Below are 17,436 nucleotides of genomic sequence, written 5' to 3'. Positions count from 1 at the left end.
TTATGTCCTGATCCTGAGACAACATTATCCGTCCCAACCGTCTTGCCGGGAAGCAGGCAGGGATCCCTTGGGGCGATGATTGCGACACCGCTCAGAACAGTATTTCACCTCCGACCAACAGTCGGCCCACTTTTTGCGCCAGGTGAAGGGTCGCTGACAGGTAAGACAAATTTTGCTGGGCAAATCCGATTTCTTCCGTTGGCGTGGCATGGTGCACTGCAAAACAAGGTCAACTCTGTAGTCAGCTTAACAATCTTATTGGATGCTGACCGTTACCATCACGGGGGTGCTTGGCCTGCGCCCCACCTTAGCAAAAGCTAAATTCTGAACCTTCTGAGAAGAGAAACCGAGTAGCCTCTTGAAATCCGGCGAGATCTCTGCCCTGTGTCTGCAGGGATCCCTGAAGGAAGTTGGGTTTGCTGAAAGGTTAGCTGCCTCCATCCTGTACTGAGTAAAGTTCTTAACACCCGCTTGTGAACTTGAGCTTGAGTTTGTATGAAATCTCAACCGAATGGGACGAATGTAGCTGTTCAGAACTCTCCTCCTCCACTGAAGCGGGTTGAGGTACGGCTCAGCAAACCCGGCAACCGAGCGACCCAAGCCTCGCTTTCGGAAGACTCAGTGGGCGTATTTTTGCGGGAAATGGCTCGCTACCCACTCCTCAATGCCGAGCAGGAAGTGAAATTGGGACGGCTGATTGCAGAGGGGGGAGCCGCCGGGGAACGGGCGAAACGGGAATTGGTCAGGGCCAACCTGCACTTGGTGGTCTCGATTGCCAAAAAGTATTTGAATCGCGGTGTGCCGTTTCTGGATTTGATTCAAGAAGGCACCATCGGCCTGATCCGGGCCGCAGAAAAATTTGAGTGCGAACGCGGCTACAAGTTTTCCACCTACGCCTACTGGTGGATTCGCCAAGGGATCACCCGCGCCGTTGCCAATCAGGGGCGCCTGGTGCGGATCCCGGTGCACATGGTAGAAAAGCTCAACCAGGTGAAGCGGATCCGGCGAGATCTGACCGAAGCCCTAAACCGTCGCCCCACCCAAGCAGAGATTGCCAAAGCTCTAGAGATTTCCCCCGACAAGCTGGACGCTCTCTTAACCCTCTTGGAAGCCGGTCGCCAAACTCTTTCGCTGCATACTCCGGTCGGCAAAGAGGAAGATACGGAGCTGATGCAGCTTATCGAGGCCGCCAACGGCCCCACTCCCGAATCGCAAATGGACTTGCACCTGCTGTCTGCCCAACTGGAAGAAATGCTGGAGCAGCTCAGCCCCCGAGAGCAAGAAATCCTCAAGCTCCGCTATGGGCTGAAAGATGGCCACCTGCACACTCTCTCCGAAATTGGTCAGCTCTTCGGCCTGTCTCGAGAGCGCGTCCGACAAATTCAAGCACGAGCCATGCGCAAACTGCGCCATCCACGCCGACAGGAAATTTTGGCAGATTGGATGACCTCGTTTTAGGCAGTAGGCCACGGCTGCTCCACAGGCGAAACCCAGGATTCCGCAGCAGTTTATGTTCAGCAAAGCTCTGCAGAACCAGGACCAGAGGCGTGCCCCCACTTTTGGACAAGGGATCTGTCAACTAGCCCATCTTCTGCAACTGCAGGGGGTGAGGCTGAGGGCGGCTGCGCAGGGCAGCTTCGATCAACCCCAAAAAGAGGGGGTGGGGGCGGTTGGGGCGGGAGCGAAACTCCGGATGGAACTGGGTGGCGATGAAAAAGGGGTGGCTGGGCAGCTCGATAATCTCCACCAAGCGGTTATCCGGCGAGACGCCGCTGATGATATAACCAGAGTCCAGAAAAAGGCTGCGGTAGGCATTGTTAAACTCATAGCGATGGCGGTGCCGCTCGTAGATGATGGCCTCACCGTAGAGCTTGGCCGCTAGGGTATTGGGCATGATACGACAGGGATAGAGGCCCAGCCGCAGGGTTCCCCCCAGATCCTCTACATCTTTCTGCTCCGGCAGCAGGCTGATGACAGGGTGGGGGGTATCGGGATCAAACTCATAGCTATTGGCCCGCTCCAGGTGGGCAATGTGACATCCCCAGTCGATCACCGCGCATTGCATGCCCAGACACAGGCCCAGAAAGGGAATGCCCCGCTCCCTCACGTAGCAAATACTGGCCACTTTGCCCTCGATGCCGCGATTGCCAAACCCCCCTGGCACCACCACTCCATCCACGCCGGAAAGCAATGCCTCTGGTCCCCGCTCTTCGATCTCCTCAGAAGAGATCCAGCGCAGCGTGACGCCGGCATTGAGGGCCAACCCGGCATGGCGCAGGGCCTCGGCCACCGAAAGATAGGCATCCGTAAGGCGCACGTATTTGCCGACAATGGCAATCTCCACCTGCTCTTGGGGGTGGTGCAGCCGCTGCACCAGGAGCTCCCACTCCCGTAGATCTGGCTGCTGCGGATCCAAGTTGAGGATCTCCAAAACCCGCTGCGCCAACCCCTCCTGCTCGAGCACCAAAGGCACATCGTAGATACTGGGGGCATCCTGAGCCTGAATCACACATTCCACCGGCACATCGCAAAACTCGGAGATCTTCTCCTTGATCCCGCGGGGCAATGGCTGTTCGCAGCGGCACACCAACACGTCCGGCTGGATGCCAATGGAGCGCAGCTCCTTCACCGAGTGCTGGGTGGGCTTGGTTTTCATCTCCCCTGCCGCTTTGATCAGGGGCACCAGGGTGACATGCACATAGGCGACATTGGCGCGGCCCACATCCTTGCGAAATTGGCGAATGGCCTCCAAAAAGGGCAGAGACTCGATATCCCCCACCGTGCCCCCCACCTCCACCAGCACCACATCGGGGTTGGTCTCGCGGGCCACTCGCCGGATCCGCTCTTTGATCTCTTGGGTGACGTGGGGGATCACCTGCACCGTGCTGCCCTGGTAATCGCCGCGCCGCTCTTTGTGGATCACGGCCTGGTAGATGGAGCCGGTGGTGACGTTGTTGAGCTTAGACATGTTGGTGTCGGTGAAGCGCTCGTAGTGGCCCAAGTCCAGGTCGGTCTCGGCGCCGTCGTCGGTGACGAACACTTCTCCATGCTGGTAGGGACTCATGGTGCCGGGATCCACATTGATATAGGGATCCAGCTTCAAAATCGACACCGTGTAGTTGCGGGATTTGAGGAGGCGACCCAAGCTGGCCGCTACAATGCCTTTGCCGATGCTGGAGACCACTCCACCGGTGACGAAGACAAACTTGGTCATGGCCTGGATCCCTTCCCTTTTGCCTTTTGATTATGCCAGGGATCCCTCAGCGCAGAGAGCGGATGGGGCCGTTGTAGAGGATGGTGGTTTGAAAGGTGCGCCTGTCCACCCGCACCTGGGTTTCAATGCTGGGCTGGACAAAGCCGGGCTCTCCCCCCCGGAAGGTGAAGATCCAAGCATCTTCAAACTCTTCAAACGGCGAGTCGATGGCTGCCCCGTGCATGGAAGCTTCGGCGCGATAGCGCTGTAGGCCCCCATTGGCGATCTCGGCAGCTTGACGGGCCAGGTTTTTGGCGCGGTTGAGATCCCGGAAGTAGCGGCTGATCTCCTCAAAACTCCCCCTGGGCAGCGGTCGCTGGGGAGCAGGGGTTGCCGGCACAGGCCGGGGATCCGGCACAATGGGCAGGGTGGGAATATCGGGACTGGGGGGCAAGGGTTCGACGGGGATGGGAGTTCCAGAGGGGAAAAGAGGGGTGATCACCTGCGCTTGGGCAGCCCTTCCAGCCAGAAGGGATCCCCACAGGAGAGCCATACCGACGGAGCTGACAGTAGAGACAAGAAAAGTGGGCTTCATGGAGCCATTCCTCGCAAAAGTTCTGGGTTGAGAGACGCTGCAGCTCTTGAAGGGGATCCTATCGATTCAGTTCCTTACAACAGCAGAGTCAAAAGCCTCTCCTCTCCTTCCAACCCCGGTCACAGGCTTGGGTCGTTCACGCAACCTCGGCTGCTGTCAGCAATGTCTGCTAGATTTTTGGAGAGGATCCCTGGCCACAGTGGGAGGATCGGGGTTCAGCAGGAGCAGCCATGGAGTTCGTCACCCTCGCAGATGCAGGGCTAAGGTTGAGCCGGGTGGGCCTGGGCACTTGGGCGATGGGCGGCGGCTGGTGGGGCCCTTCCGACCGCCAGGAATCTTACACCACGATTCGCAAAGCCATTGATTTGGGCATAACCACCTTCGACACCGCTCCCATCTACGGACTGGGTGTTTCGGAGGAAGTGCTGGGGCAAGCGATCAAAGACTCAGGTTGCCGCGATCGGGTGGTTCTCGCCACCAAAGCGGGACTAAAGCGGGACTGGAGTGGACAAACAACAAAGTGGTGCGCAACTCCAGCCTGCCTTGCTTGGCCCAAGAACTGGAGGATTCTCTGCGCCGCTTGCAAACAGATGTGATCGATCTCTACCAAATTCATTGGCCGGATCCCTTGGAACCGATCGAAGAAACGGCGGCGTTTCTGGGGCAGTTGCTGCAGCAGGGCAAGATCCGCGCCATTGGGGTCAGCAACTTTTCCCCCGAACAGATGGATCGGTTTCGCCAGGTGGCTCCTCTGCACACCGCCAAGCCCCCCTACAACCTGTTCGAGCGGCAGATTGAAGCAGAGGTCTTGCCCTACTGTCGAGAGCATGACTCTAGTCAATAATAAGCTCAACTATACTGAAAATAATGTATAATATGTTCAGTACGGATTACTACCAGTTGATCTTTCTGTTTACTTTCGAGTCTGCCAACATGGTAGCCAAAGCAAAGCAGAAAATTGGTGGTAAGACGACACGGAAACTGCGCTTTGGGTATTCTACTCAAAGCTTTGCGGGATACCGCCATTCTGTTTGTTTCCAAACAGAATGCTATCGCTGCATAGTTGAACAGTGATGTTCAGCAGTGTTCAGCGTAAATGTATCAGCACGGCATTCACACTTTGGTGTACAGTCCCCTCTGCCGAGGTCTGCTGAGCGGACGGATGACGCCGCAAACCACCTTCCCCCCAGGGGACATGCGCGCCGGGATCGACCCCAAGTTTGTTGAACCGCGCTACTCCCAGTACCTAAAGGCGGCAGAGGCATTGAGCCAGTTTGCTCAGGATCGCTATGGCAAGACCTTGGCCCAGTTGGCGGTGCGCTGGCTGCTGGATCAACCAGGGGTGAGTGTGGCACTGTGGGGGGCGCGCAAACCCCATCATCTGGAAGCGATATCCGGCCTTTGGGGCTGGTCGCTGGATGCGGAAGCGATGCAGACCATCGAGGATATTTTGCAAAGGTATGTTCCCGAGTCCATTCCCCCCAGCTTTATGTCCCCGCCTGCCCGCGCTGCCTAGTTGTTGCTTTCTGTTCCCTTGCCGTTTGCGTTAGCGGTGGGGAGCACTTTGTCGCCGGGATCCCAGTCCTACGATTGAGTTTGGCAAAAAATGGGATGTAGAGCTCTGTCCTACCGCTACATAACTGGCCAGTAGGGCGAGGGGGCTGTTAACCACGGGAGAACAAAGATGGCCATCCCAGATGCATTCGCGTCAGCAGTGCGGAGCACTTTGACCCATAAAGCAGACAGGCCAAGGGATCCGGCTGACCAGAATGGGCCCACAGCGCCTTCTCAGGCGGGATCCCTGATTCTCCACGTGGGGGGCATGAGTTGTGCCGGCTGCGTTCGCACCGTTGAGCAGGCCCTGCTGAGACAGCCGGGGGTGGTTAAGGCCAGCGTTAACCTGGTTACCGAGTCGGCCCTTGTGGAATTTACCCCTGGGATCCGGCCCGACCCGCAGCACCTGGCCCAGATTTTGACAGAGGCAGGGTTTCCCAGCCGCTACAGTTCAGAGGGTGAGGCCCTCTCCGGCGGGAGTTCCGTTCGCGTCAGCGGTGCGGAGCACTCTCAAGATCCCTCTTCCCCTACCGGTGGGTGGGAAGAAGCCTTGGATGTGCCTGCGGATCCCCTCTCTCGGCAGCGACAGCAGACCCGACACCACATTCGCCAAGCGCTCACCGCCGCTTTTTTGCTGCTGATTTCTGCCGCCGGACACTTGGATCTCTTCGCCCGTCTGGGCTTGCCCCTCCTTAATGATGTCTGGCTGCACTGGGGCTTGGCGACCTTGACTTTTGTCGGCCCAGCTCGCAGCATTGTCCTGGATGGTTGGAGAGGGGCGCGGCGGCTGGCCCCTAACATGAACACCTTGGTTACCTTGGGATCCGGATCGGCCTACCTGGCCAGTCTGGCGGGGTTGTTGGCCCCTCAGGTGGGCTGGGAGTGCTTTTTCGACGAGCCCGTCATGATGCTCAGCTTCATCCTGTTGGGACGGGCCTTGGAACAGCACAGCCGCCTGCGGGCGGCCAGCAGCCTGCAATCGCTGGTGAGCTTGTGTCCCAGTCTGGCTCGGCGGGTTCAGCCTGCAGAGAAGGCGGGATCTCTGGCTTCCAGCCCAGAGGGGAACCTGGATCTGGGATCCCAAACCGGAGAATGGTGCCCTGTCGAACAGGTGCGAGTGGGGGATTGGCTCCAAGTGCAGGCCGGCGAACAGATCCCGGTGGATGGAGAAGTCATTGCCGGCCAGGCCACGGTCAACGAGGGGATGCTGACAGGGGAACCCTTGCCGGTGCTGAAACAAGCAGGGGATCCCGTGGTGGCGGGGACACTGAACCAATCGGGGTTGCTGCTGTGCCGGGCGACGCGCACCGGGAAAGACACCACCTTGGCCCAGATCATTCGCCTGGTGGAAGAGGCCCAAGCTCGCAAGGCCCCCATCCAACGGATAGCCGACCAGGTGGCGGGCTACTTCACCTATGGGGTGGTCACGCTGGCCATTCTCACCTTTGGGTTCTGGTACTGGATTGGGATCCCGCTTTGGGGGAGCGGCGGTGCGGAGCACTTCGTCCTGGCGGGGTTCAGCCTGCACTCCCATCTGCATCTGGGTGACCATCCCCCTCACCCCACACCCCTGCTCAGCAGCCTCAAGATGGCCATTGCCGTTTTGGTGGTGGCCTGCCCCTGTGCTTTGGGGTTGGCTACGCCGATGGCCATCCTGGTGGGTACTGGCTTGGGAGCCGAGCGGGGTTTGCTCATCCGAGGGGGAGATATTCTGGAGAAAGCCCATCGCTTGCAAACGGTGGTCTTCGACAAAACCGGCACCCTCACCCAAGGGGATCCCCACCTGACGGACTGTCTCAGCCTTGACCCCTCCCTGGATCCCAATCGCCTGCTCCAACTGGCGGCCACAGTGGAAAGCGGCACTCGCCACCCTCTGGCGCAAGCCATTTTGCAAGCCGCCCGCACCCAGGGTTTGCCGTTGCTCTCCGCCGGCGAGTTTCAAACCCAACCGGGGATAGGGGTTGCTGCCCAAGTGGAAGGGCAGGAAGTGGTGTTGGGATCCCTGGATGGGCTGGCTGCTTTGGGGATCCCAATTTCCCCAGAGGCGCAGGCCCAGGCCGAGGCGCTACTGGCAGCCGGCAAAACGGTGGTGGGCGTGGCTGTAGAGGGATCCCTGGTGGGGCTGCTGGCAGCCCAGGATCCCTTGCGGCCCGATGCGCAGGCAACGCTGCGACAACTGCAAAAGATGGGCTTGCAGGTGATGCTGCTTACTGGCGATCGGGCTGAGGTGGCCAAGCAGGTAGCTGAAGCTCTGCAAGTGCCCGGGATCCGCGTTATCGCCGAGGTTCACCCGGCAGACAAAGCTCAAGTCATCCGCGACCTGCAGACCCAAGGCCAGAGAGTTGCCATGGTGGGCGATGGCATCAACGACGCTCCGGCTTTGGCCCAAGCCGATGTGGGCATCGCCCTGCACTCAGCCACTGATGCGGCCTTAGAAACCGCCGATATCATCCTCATGCGCAACCGCCTCTGGGATGTGGTGGAAGCTATCCGCCTCAGCCGCGCCACCTTCCGCAAGATCCAGCAAAATCTCCTCTGGGCTGTCGGCTACAACCTGGTAGGGATCCCGGTGGCAGCAGGCGTGCTCCTACCCCCCTTTGGCATTGGGCTTAGCCCGGCAATCGCTGGGGGTCTCATGGCCTTGAGTTCCCTCAGTGTAATCCTCAATTCACTCCTTTTGAGGCGAACTTTTGTACCCCGTAGATCTTCGAGTAGCCGCAGCTAAAAAAGTGTTAAAAATTACGAATGACTAAGTATCGATCGTTAAGTCTTCCGAGGTTTTACCGAGCTTCTGACACAATTTCCGCTGCGTCCAAGCCAAAAATTCGGCAACTTCGTACATTTGATTATACATTTGATTAAAAAGATTAATCCGCTTTAACTTTTGAGGATTTGGTTGTAAGACTAGGCCGAAACCAAGCTGTAAGCGCATCTTCTGGTTTCTTGCTTAGCAAAGCAAAAACCGTGAAAATACTGAGAAAGCGCATCTTGCAGCGGTGAAGGGAGCAAAAGTATGGCGATGCTTGGAGATCTTCAGGAATTTTCCTTATGCGACCTGTTGCATTTAATGGAAAAGGGTAAGAAAGCAGGGCAATTATCCATCTGGGCACCCAATGGCATTCAGCGGATTTGGTTTTACCAAGGTCGGGTGGTCGCCGCCCTCACCCCTGAAGAAAAGCATCGTTTGGAAAGCCTGCTGACGCGCTTTGGCTTGGTGGACGAGCAGGTGGTCAGCCAGTTGGTCGCTAGGGGCTTGGAGGAGCCGCTGGGGCGTTGCCTGCAGCGGCAAGGGTTGATCTCGCCCGTAGATTTGGCCAAGCTCTTTCGCCATCAACTGCAAACCGGCCTCTACAGCCTCTTCGCCCTCGAATCCGGCCAGTTCAGCTTCCTGCCCAACGTGCCCATGCCCTACCGAGAAATGACTGGCCTCAGCAAAAGCGCCACCGCTGCCGTCCTGGAAGCCCTGCAGCAGCTCAAGCTGGAGCAACGCCCCGAAAAAGACCTGCCCGAACCCGATAGTTGCTTTTGGCGTACCAGCACCGAACTGCCTCTGTTCAAGCTTTCTGCGCTGGAGTGGGGGATCCTGGAGCAGGTGTCGCCTTCTCGCAAGCTGACAGCTTTGGCTCAAGCACTGGGGGCAGACCTGCTGGAGGTGCGCTATGCCTGCGCCCGTCTGGCGAAGCTGGGGTTGATCAGCCCTTGTGAGGGGCCAACGGTTCTGGCTCGGTCTGGTCGCTTGGAGCTGTCCAAGTCGATTGCTGAGGAGGTGAATCCTGAGCAAGTGAGGGAGAGGCTGGGGGCAAGGGTGCCTGGTCTCCAGGATGAGGGCGGCCCCGTCAAGCCTTCTCTGGTCAGTCGATTGGCCACCCTCCTCAAGGGCATGCGCGAAAAGTGAGGCAAACCTAACGGAAAAAAACAATCTTCTGGCTTTCTTCTGGCTTTGTAAAGAACTTGGAAGGGTCTATAACTTTTCTCTAACTTCCGCTCACAGAGAAAGCAAAAATAGGAGTTCTATCTTACGAAGCGACATGATCCAACACAAAGCTGAAACAAAGGAAACTAGAACTCTTCTGTGAAGGGCTTCCGAGTGCTGCCTAATTGTATTCCTTGATAGATTTTCCCGGATAGTAAGTGTAACTGCTGGCGCGCAGAGTACCTAGCTACAAAGAACACAGCCGTTGATACACGGTTGTTGTCCGAGAGTACATGTACAAGAATAGGGATGCCCAAAAAATCACTGAAGCATTGATTTTTTACCCATTCCATCGAAGCGAGGTTCATAGAGAGTTCTTATGGCCATAGTTGGAGACCTCCAAGAATTTTCCTTGCCCGATCTGTTGCAGCTGATCGAAAGAGGCAGCAAAACAGGGCAGCTCTGTATTTGGGCGCCCGGCGGCATCTACAGGATCTGGTTTTATCAGGGTCGGGTCATCGCTGCCTTGCCACCTCAAAAAGAGCACCGCCTGGAGAGCCTGCTAGCCGACTCTGGTTTGGTGAGCGAGCGGGTGGTCGAAAAGCTGGCTTCCTTTTGCGGCTCGGAAGAGCCTCTGGGGCGTTGCCTGCAGCGGCAAGGGTTGATCTCGCCCGTAGATTTGGCCAAGCTCTTTCGCCATCAACTGCAAACCGGCCTCTACAGCCTCTTTGCCCTCGAATCCGGACAGTTCAGCTTCCTGCCCAATGTGCCCATGCCCTACCGAGAAATGACCGGCCTGAGCAAGGGCGCCACCGCTGCCGTCCTGGAAGCCCTGCAGCAGCTCAAGCTGGAGCAGCGCCCCGAAAAAGACCTGCCAGAACCCGATAGTTGCTTTTGGCGTACCAGCACCGAACTGCCTCTGTTCAAACTTTCTGCGCTGGAGTGGGGGATCCTGGAGCAGGTGTCGCCTTCCCGCAAGCTGACGGCTTTGGCTCGAGCACTGGGGGCAGACCTGCTGGAGGTGCGCTATGCCTGTGCCCGTCTGGCCAAGCTGGGGTTGATCAGTCCCTGTGAGGGGCCAACGGTTCTGGCTCGGTCTGGTCACTGGGAGCTGTCCAAGTCGATTGCTGAGGAGGTGAATCCCGAGCCGGTGAGGGAGAGGCTGGGGGCAAGGGTGCCCGGTTTTCAGGATGAGGGCGGCCCTGTCAAGCCTTCTCTGGTCAGTCGATTAGCCACCCTCCTCAAGGGCATGCGCGAAAAATAAAAGCATAGGGATATTTGCAGTCATGTTTTCGGTTTTCGGGTAGAAACATTAGAAATAGTGAATCAGCAGGGAGATGTAGGATGGCTAATCTGTCCTCTTTGCAGGCGATCCTCCAGAGCTATGTTGCCAACACACCGGAAGTCCAGGGAGCAGCAGTGGTCACCCCCGACGGGCTACCTTTAGCTTCCACACTGCCTGTGGGTATGGATGAAGAGAGAACCTCTGCTATGTCGGCTGCCATGCTTTCTTTGGGCGAACGGATTGGGAGAGAGCTGGGGCGCGGAGCCATAGAGAGGGTTTTTGTACAGGGGGAAAAAGGATACGGGGTTTTAACCAGTTGTGGCCCCGATGCCGTCTTGCTGACAATTGCCAGCCATGAAGTCAAGCAAGGCTTGCTCTTTTTGGAAATTAAGCGAGTCGCGGCAAGCATTGCAGAGGCAATGAAGTAAGAAAATCAAATGTGGAGGCTAAGTTTTTGATTCTGTCCTGACGTTGAGGGAAGTATGGCCATTAAACCTTCTGAGCTGCTCCAAGTCCTGATCTCACGCACGCAATTCACAGATGATGACAAGAAAATTTTGCAGCAAAGTGCTGACTGGGGCGGCAGTATCGCGGCGGAAATGTCAAACGCCTTTTACGGCTATCTGGATCGCGATGCCGAAATGGCGGCAGTGATAGCCAAGCACAACCGGCAGCGGCTGGGCCAAACTTTTGCTGACTGGTTCAAGGAAATGTTCACGGGCATGGATAACTGGGGGCCACAATACGCTGAGCGGCGCTGGAAGATTGGCATAGTTCATGTGCGCGTTGGGATCGGCCCCCAACATGTTGTACCTGCTATGGCCACAGTTGTGCAGGAGGTCAGTCGGCGGTTGGTGAAAGAAGGCAAGCCTGAGCAGTTGCGCACCAGCTTGAGCAAGGTCTGTATGATTGACCTCTCCTTTATTGAGCAAGCTTACCTTGAGGTGGCCTATAACGCCGTGCAACAGGAAACAGGCATGAGCGAGGCCTTGTTTAAGCGCTTGATTGCTACCGGGGCTAACAGCTTAGCTTCCTCTTAATCAGGATTGAGTAGGCCCGTCTGCGCTGGGGGTTTACGGCTGAGGCTAACCATGAGCAATATTCTCCGCATTGTTGTAACAGGGCCGGTGGGAGCTGGAAAGTCTACCTTTATTCGCACGATTAGCGAGATTGAGGTAGTAGACACCGATTGCAAAGCAACAGACGAGGTAGCAGAACTGAAGAAAACCACAACGGTAAGCATGGATTTTGGCCGTTTGAGGATTGGAGAGGAGGAAGAAGAGATGTGGCTGCATCTCTACGGTACTCCCGGCCAGTCTCGCTTTAACTTTATGTGGGATATTTTGATTAAGCGCGCTCACGGTTATGTCCTCCTGGTGCCCGCGCACCTGCCGGGTCAATTTCGCAATGCCCAAGCCATTCAATCTTTTATGAAGGTGAGAACAAGTGCCCCCTGCGTGATTGGGATCACCCACGTCGATCAACCCAATGCCTGGGATCCAGAAGACATTTTGTTAATTTTGGGGAATCAAGATGGCGCGATTCCCCACACCACTTTGAATGCTCAAGAGCCATCTTCTGTTGCCAACACGTTGCTTCTGTTGGTTGAGCAAATGATGCCCCAGGTGGTTGTTTGAACAGATTTTCAGGTATCCAGAAGGCTACAGCTTTTTTTAGCAACATCGACCCCAGCCAACACAGGCGTATCTTTTGTGGGACAGGGATCCCTCCCGTGAAGCCGAAAAACGGGAGATTGGATTCGGTGGAGATTTGCCGCATAATGAAATGTCCTGAGTGATCTTTCTGGCCAGCCATTGAACCAAGAGGATCCCCGCTGTGTTGCTTCTCGATTGCTCTCCCCTGACCCTTTCCCCAGAGGAAGCGCGGGAGAAACTGCTATATCTCCTGGCCCAACTGGCTTACCGAGAAGGCTCCTTTACCCTCACTTCTGGACAGAAGAGCCCCCACTACATCAACTGCAAGCCGGTCACCCTCCATCCCCAGGGGGCTTATTGGGTGGGATCCCTGCTGCACCGACTGTTGCCGCCCGAAACCGAAGCAGTGGCCGGGATGACGCTGGGAGCGGATCCCCTGGTGACGGCGGTGAGTTTGGCCTCCCTGAGGGCTGAGCCTGCCAACCTAGCCGCCCTAATCGTGCGCAAAGAGCCCAAGGGGCACGGCACGCAAGCCTGGATCGAGGGGCCGGAGTTGCCGGCAGGCAGTCGGGTGTGGATCCTGGAAGATGTGGTGACCACCGGCAGTTCTGCTTTGAAGGCTGTCGAACGGGTGCGGGCAGCCGGCTACTGGGCGGAAGGGATCCTCGCTTTGGTGGATCGGCTGGAAGGGGCAGAAGACCGCTACCGAGAAGCAGGGATCCCGTTTCGCCGCCTGTTCACCCTTGAAGAGGTGCGGGCTTGTGTATCCTCTACCCGAGGATCGGAAGGCCGGCTTGCCCGCTAAGTTGGTATGGAGTATCTGGAGAGCGGACATGCTGCCCCCTGCCTACTCAGCTCTGCCCAGCCGAAATCTGCCGAGCTTACCGGATCAGGCGCGGGTGGCTGTGTACGTGGTGATGAACATCGAGCACTTCACCTTTGGCAAGCTGGGCACAGCCATTCAACCCCATCTCACCAGCTCCCCTGAGATCGCCAACTATGGCTGGCGGGACTACGGCAATCGGGTGGGCATTTGGCGCTTGTTTGAGCTGTTTGCCGAGCTGGGGATCCCGGTGACGGCGGCCTTGAATGCGGAAATGGTGGATCTTTACCCCCCCATCATCGAAGGGATCCGCCAATACGGCTGGTCGGTGCTGGCCCACGGCTGGAACAACTCCACCGGCCACAGCGGCCTGGCCCGTGACGTCGAACAGGAGCTCATTGAGCGCAGTTTGTCCCTTTTGGAGAAGGTGTCGGGATCCCGCCCTTGGGGCTGGCTGACGCCGGGGTTTTCCGTTAGCGAGAACACCTTTGACCTGCTCAAGGCTGCCGGGATCCGCTACACCACCGACTGGGTAAACGACGACCAACCCTACTGGTTCCCAACTGCCGCCGGCCCCCTCTTGGGGATCCCCTACACCCTGGAGGCCAACGACATCAGCCTCTGTCTCAGCGCCCGCCTGTCGGCAGAAGACTTTGCCCAAGCCCTCATCGACCAGTTTGATCAACTCTGGCAGGATGGGGAACGCTCCCCCCGCATCATGGCCATTGGCCTGCACCCCTTCATCGTTGGGCAGCCGCTGCGGATGGGATCCCTAAAAAAAGCCTTGCAGCACATCCAATCTCGCCCTCACACTTGGCTCACCACCGGGGATGGCCTCTATGACTGGTATGCCCAAGCCTGCCCTGCGCCTGAGATGGCCTGACAGGATCCCAGTTCCGGATCCCTGGCCAGGGCGGAAAAGGGGGTCTTTTGGCTTTGTGCCGATTTTGTCTTGTCTGGAGCTGTTCATCGTGGCTCTGGAAGTGACAGCATAGGCGGTGAAGCCACCTTCAGCAAAAGGGCTTGGCCATGCGCATGGGCAGACTCAGCGGGATCCTCTTGCACCCCACCTCGCTACCGGGGCCATTTGGCATCGGCGACCTGGGGCCGGCTGCTTACCGGTTTGTGGATTTTCTGGTGGAGAGCGGCCAGCGCCTCTGGCAGGTGCTGCCTCTGGGACCTACCGGCTGGGGCAACTCCCCCTACATGAGCTTTTCCTCCATTGCCGGCAACCCGCTGCTCATCAGCCCGGAGCTGTTGGTAAAAGCCGGCTGGCTAGAGCCCGACAGTTGGCAGGATCTGCCCCAATGGCCGGCCATCCAGGCGGGAGATAGGGGCCGGGTGGACTACGAAACCGTGATCCCCTTCAAGCTGGGCCTGCTGCACCGCGCCTGGGCAACCTTCAAAGAAAAAGCGTCCGCCGCCGACTGGGAAGCTTTCCAAGCCTATTGTGCTGCCGAAGCCGATTGGTTGCCCGACTATGCCCTGTTCATGGCCCTCAAGGATGTGTACGGCGAGCAAGAGTGGAACCAATGGGATCCGGCCTTGGTGCGACGGGATCCGCCGGCTTTGCAAGAGGCTCGCGATCGCTATGCCGATGCCATTACCGAGCAGATGTTTTGGCAGTATCTGTTTGCCCAGCAGTGGGGATCCCTAAGGGAGTATGCTCATCGGCATCAAGTGCGGCTCATTGGGGATGTGCCCATCTACGTTGCCCCCAACAGTGCCGACGTGTGGGCCAACCGGGAGCTGTTTCACCTGGATGAACGGGGACAGCCCTTGCAGGTAGCCGGTGTGCCGCCCGACTATTTCAGCCCTACTGGGCAACGCTGGGGTAACCCCCTCTACAACTGGGAGGTGCTCAAGGCTCGCGGCTACGACTGGTGGATCCGGCGCATCCAGGCCATCCTCAAGCAGGTGGACTGTGTGCGCATCGACCACTTTCGCGGCTTCGAGAGCTACTGGGCCATTCCAGGCGATGCGGAAACGGCTGTGGAAGGGGAGTGGCAAAAAGGGCCGGGAGCAGATTTCTTTCAGGCCCTGGCCGACAAGTTGGGGGAAATCCCGGTGATTGCCGAAGATCTGGGAGACATTACGCCGGAGGTGTTGCAACTGCGGGATCAATTTGGCTTGCCCGGCATGAAGGTGTTGCTCTTTGCTTTTGGTTCCGGGCCCGATAACCCCTATTTGCCCCATGCCTATGAGCGCAACTTTGTCGTTTACACCGGCACCCACGACAACAACACGGTGGTGGGTTGGTTTAATGACCCGGATCGCTCGGAGTGGGAAAAACAAAACCTGCTGCGCTATTTGGGCTGCCAGGGATCCGAGGGCATCCATTGGGATCTCATTCGCCTAGCCCTTGCTTCCGTAGCCGATCTGGCCATCATTCCCCTGCAAGATGTGATGGGCTTGGGGGCAGAGGCGCGCATGAACTTCCCCGGCACCACCGAGAACAACTGGGCCTGGCGCTACCGCGAAGAGATGCTGCGGCAGAACATGATCCAGCGCCTGGCCGAGATGAGCGTCACCTACGGGCGCATCTCTCCTCAAGAGTTGGAACAACGGCGAGCAGCCCTAGCCCAAGAACGAGCGGCAGGATCTTCTCAAGCTGCCCCCGGCCTCGTCTAATGCTGGATCCCGCCCATCAGCAGCCCTAGCTGCTCTTCGGTGGCCTCTTCAGGCGTGAGTTCTCCCACCAGGTGGCCCTCATGGATCACCAAAATGCGATCCGACAAGCTGATCACCTCATTCAAATCCGCCGACACCAGCAGCACCCCCATGCTCTGATCCCGCGCCTGCAGGATGCGCCGATGAATGGCCTCGATGGCCCCCACATCTACCCCCCGCGTCGGTTGGGCAGCCACCAGCACCTTGGATCCACAGGAAAGCTCCCGCCCCACAACGATCTTCTGGGCATTGCCCCCAGAATAGCGGCGGGCCGTCAGGGAAATGCTGCGGGGGCGAACGTCGAAGCTCTCCACCACCTGGCGGGCATGTTGGTCAATGGCCTCTTCCCGAAAAAATCCCAACCAGCCGGTATACGGCTTTTGATGGTGATCCCCCAGGATCAGGTTGTCGCGGGTGGGGAAATCCAGCACCAAACCTCTCACATTGCGATCTTCGGGGATATGACTCAGACCCCAGCAACGCACCTGTCGGGCCGAAGCAGACAGGGATCCGGCTCCATAGCGAATTTGGCCGCGGTAGCTTCTCAAGCCGGTGATCGCCTCCACCAATTCCGTTTGGCCGTTTCCCTCCACACCGGCAAGGCCCACAATCTCGCCGGCAGGTACCTGGAAGCTCGCCCCCGCCACCGCCGGCTTCCGCCCCGGTATATCCACCCACAGATCTCGCACATCCAGCAACACCTCCCCAGGGGTAGCGGCCTTTTTTTCAACGGTCAGACTGACTTCCCGCCCCACCATCAGCCGCGCCAGTTCCTGGGCATCGGTTTGGGCAGTGGGCAACGTCGCCACCACCTTGCCATCCCGAATGACGGTGACGCGGTCGGCCAGTTGCATTACCTCCTTCAGCTTGTGGCTGATGAAAATGACAGCTCCCCCCCGCCGGGCAAAGCGGCGCAAAAACGCAAACAGCTCGCCTGCCTCCTGCGGAGTCAACACTGCCGTCGGCTCATCCAAAATCAAGATGCGGGCCTTGCGGTAGAGCATTTTCAAGATCTCCACCCGCTGCTGTAGGCCTACCGGCAGATCCTCCACTCTGGCGTCGGGATCCAGATGGAAGCCCATCTCGGCAATCAACTGAGCCACCTCAGCCCTGGCCCGACGGAAATCGACCTGAAAAAGATGGCCGGGTTCGGCCCCAAGAACCACGTTTTCCGTAACCGTCAAGGGATCCACCAACATAAAGTGTTGATGCACCATCCCAATTCCCAACCGAATGGCATCGGCGGGACTGTGAATTTTGGCCAGTTGCCCATCCACTTGAATGGATCCCTCGTCCGGGCTGACCAACCCATAGACGATCTTCATCAGGGTAGACTTGCCCGCCCCGTTCTCCCCCATCAGCGCCAGAATCTCTCCCCAACGCACCTCCAGATCGATGTGGTCGTTGGCCAACACCAGAGGATAACGCTTGGTGATCCCCTGTAAACGAAGGGCGATATCGCTGCGATGGGATCCCTCTGCCAAGGAAGGATCAGGCCCACTCATGAGGTGCTTCTTGAACGCCTTTTCCAGCATAGGTTGTGAACTGCCATGCCAGAGGAAAGCATTTCTGGGGGTATTGTGAGAGTCTCTCTTTTTCTAAGCACTATGGTCATTTCGATTCAAACTGGGACACTGCACCCACACCTAAAACGTTGGTCACGTCGTTACGTCGTCGCATCGTCGCGTCAGCGTTGCGGTTCCCGTCAGGGTGCCGTAGGCATAGCAATAGCGCTGCGGAGCAATAAT

17 protein-coding genes are annotated in these 17,436 nt (G+C 57.8%); 13 read left to right on the top strand and 4 right to left on the bottom strand.

Annotated features, from left to right (window positions below; translation table 11 throughout):
- Positions 1-24: 24 nt before the first annotated feature.
- The gene (locus ACVWXF_RS05040; RefSeq protein WP_041437321.1) at positions 25-210 is read right to left on the bottom strand and encodes a DUF2256 domain-containing protein; all 186 of its coding nucleotides are present in this window, start codon (positions 208-210) and stop codon (positions 25-27) included.
- 285 nt (positions 211-495) lie between these two features.
- On the opposite strand from ACVWXF_RS05040, the gene ACVWXF_RS05035 reads away from it, so the two are divergent.
- Positions 496-1,458, top strand: coding sequence for a sigma-70 family RNA polymerase sigma factor (locus ACVWXF_RS05035; RefSeq protein WP_457473813.1), 963 nt, complete (start codon positions 496-498; stop codon positions 1,456-1,458).
- A gap of 121 nt (positions 1,459-1,579) precedes the next feature.
- Here ACVWXF_RS05035 and ACVWXF_RS05030 read toward each other — a convergent pair whose 3' ends face one another.
- Positions 1,580-3,214: a CTP synthase gene (locus ACVWXF_RS05030; RefSeq protein ID WP_414399348.1), complete on the bottom strand. Its 1,635-nt coding sequence runs from the start codon at positions 3,212-3,214 to the stop codon at positions 1,580-1,582.
- A 46-nt stretch (positions 3,215-3,260) separates the two neighbouring features.
- Positions 3,261-3,788 (bottom strand): hypothetical protein, encoded by a 528-nt coding sequence (locus tag ACVWXF_RS05025; RefSeq protein ID WP_414329187.1) that lies wholly within the window; start codon positions 3,786-3,788, stop codon positions 3,261-3,263.
- A gap of 230 nt (positions 3,789-4,018) precedes the next feature.
- Between ACVWXF_RS05025 and ACVWXF_RS05020 the strand changes: the two genes are divergently transcribed.
- From ACVWXF_RS05020 to malQ, 12 genes are all read left to right on the top strand, one after another.
- Positions 4,019-4,384 carry an aldo/keto reductase gene (locus ACVWXF_RS05020; protein WP_457473812.1) on the top strand — a complete coding sequence of 122 codons (366 nt, stop codon included), beginning with the start codon at positions 4,019-4,021 and terminating at the stop codon, positions 4,382-4,384.
- Positions 4,369-4,632, top strand: a complete 264-nt coding sequence (locus ACVWXF_RS05015; protein ID WP_457473811.1) for an aldo/keto reductase — start codon at positions 4,369-4,371, stop codon at positions 4,630-4,632. Before ACVWXF_RS05020 ends, ACVWXF_RS05015 begins: the two co-directional genes overlap by 16 nt.
- A 252-nt stretch (positions 4,633-4,884) precedes the next feature.
- Positions 4,885-5,304, top strand: a complete 420-nt coding sequence (locus ACVWXF_RS05010; protein WP_457384342.1) for an aldo/keto reductase — start codon at positions 4,885-4,887, stop codon at positions 5,302-5,304.
- A gap of 168 nt (positions 5,305-5,472) precedes the next feature.
- A complete protein-coding gene (locus tag ACVWXF_RS05005) occupies positions 5,473-8,067 on the top strand; it encodes a heavy metal translocating P-type ATPase (protein WP_457473810.1) in 2,595 nt (864 codons plus the stop codon).
- 342 nt (positions 8,068-8,409) lie between these two features.
- Complete coding sequence (locus ACVWXF_RS05000; RefSeq protein ID WP_457473809.1) at positions 8,410-9,237, top strand: DUF4388 domain-containing protein; 828 nt, start codon at positions 8,410-8,412, stop codon at positions 9,235-9,237.
- A gap of 397 nt (positions 9,238-9,634) precedes the next feature.
- Positions 9,635-10,519, top strand: a complete 885-nt coding sequence (locus tag ACVWXF_RS04995; protein WP_457473808.1) for a DUF4388 domain-containing protein — start codon at positions 9,635-9,637, stop codon at positions 10,517-10,519.
- 80 nt (positions 10,520-10,599) lie between these two features.
- On the top strand, positions 10,600-10,968 hold the full coding sequence (locus ACVWXF_RS04990; RefSeq protein WP_011433098.1) for a roadblock/LC7 domain-containing protein: 369 nt from the start codon (positions 10,600-10,602) through the stop codon (positions 10,966-10,968).
- A gap of 54 nt (positions 10,969-11,022) precedes the next feature.
- Positions 11,023-11,580: a protoglobin domain-containing protein gene (locus ACVWXF_RS04985; protein WP_457473807.1), complete on the top strand. Its 558-nt coding sequence runs from the start codon at positions 11,023-11,025 to the stop codon at positions 11,578-11,580.
- A gap of 51 nt (positions 11,581-11,631) precedes the next feature.
- Entirely contained in the window at positions 11,632-12,177 is a 546-nt protein-coding gene (locus tag ACVWXF_RS04980; protein WP_457473806.1) for a GTP-binding protein, read from the top strand.
- 199 nt (positions 12,178-12,376) lie between these two features.
- Positions 12,377-13,000, top strand: coding sequence for an orotate phosphoribosyltransferase (pyrE, locus tag ACVWXF_RS04975; protein WP_457473805.1), 624 nt, complete (start codon positions 12,377-12,379; stop codon positions 12,998-13,000).
- A gap of 28 nt (positions 13,001-13,028) precedes the next feature.
- Positions 13,029-13,901, top strand: a complete 873-nt coding sequence (locus ACVWXF_RS04970) for a polysaccharide deacetylase family protein (protein WP_457473804.1) — start codon at positions 13,029-13,031, stop codon at positions 13,899-13,901.
- 146 nt (positions 13,902-14,047) lie between these two features.
- Complete coding sequence (gene malQ / locus ACVWXF_RS04965; protein ID WP_457473803.1) at positions 14,048-15,649, top strand: 4-alpha-glucanotransferase; 1,602 nt, start codon at positions 14,048-14,050, stop codon at positions 15,647-15,649.
- Here the strand turns inward: malQ and ACVWXF_RS04960 are convergent.
- Positions 15,646-17,193, bottom strand: coding sequence for an ABC transporter ATP-binding protein (locus ACVWXF_RS04960; protein ID WP_457473802.1), 1,548 nt, complete (start codon positions 17,191-17,193; stop codon positions 15,646-15,648). The genes malQ and ACVWXF_RS04960 overlap by 4 nt on opposite strands.
- Between the last annotated feature and the right edge of the window lie 243 nt (positions 17,194-17,436).

The sequence above is a fragment of the Thermostichus sp. MS-CIW-40 genome (assembly GCF_054058315.1).
The sequence above is the reverse complement of the archived record's forward strand: the minus strand, read 5'-3'. Positions and strand labels throughout refer to the sequence as shown.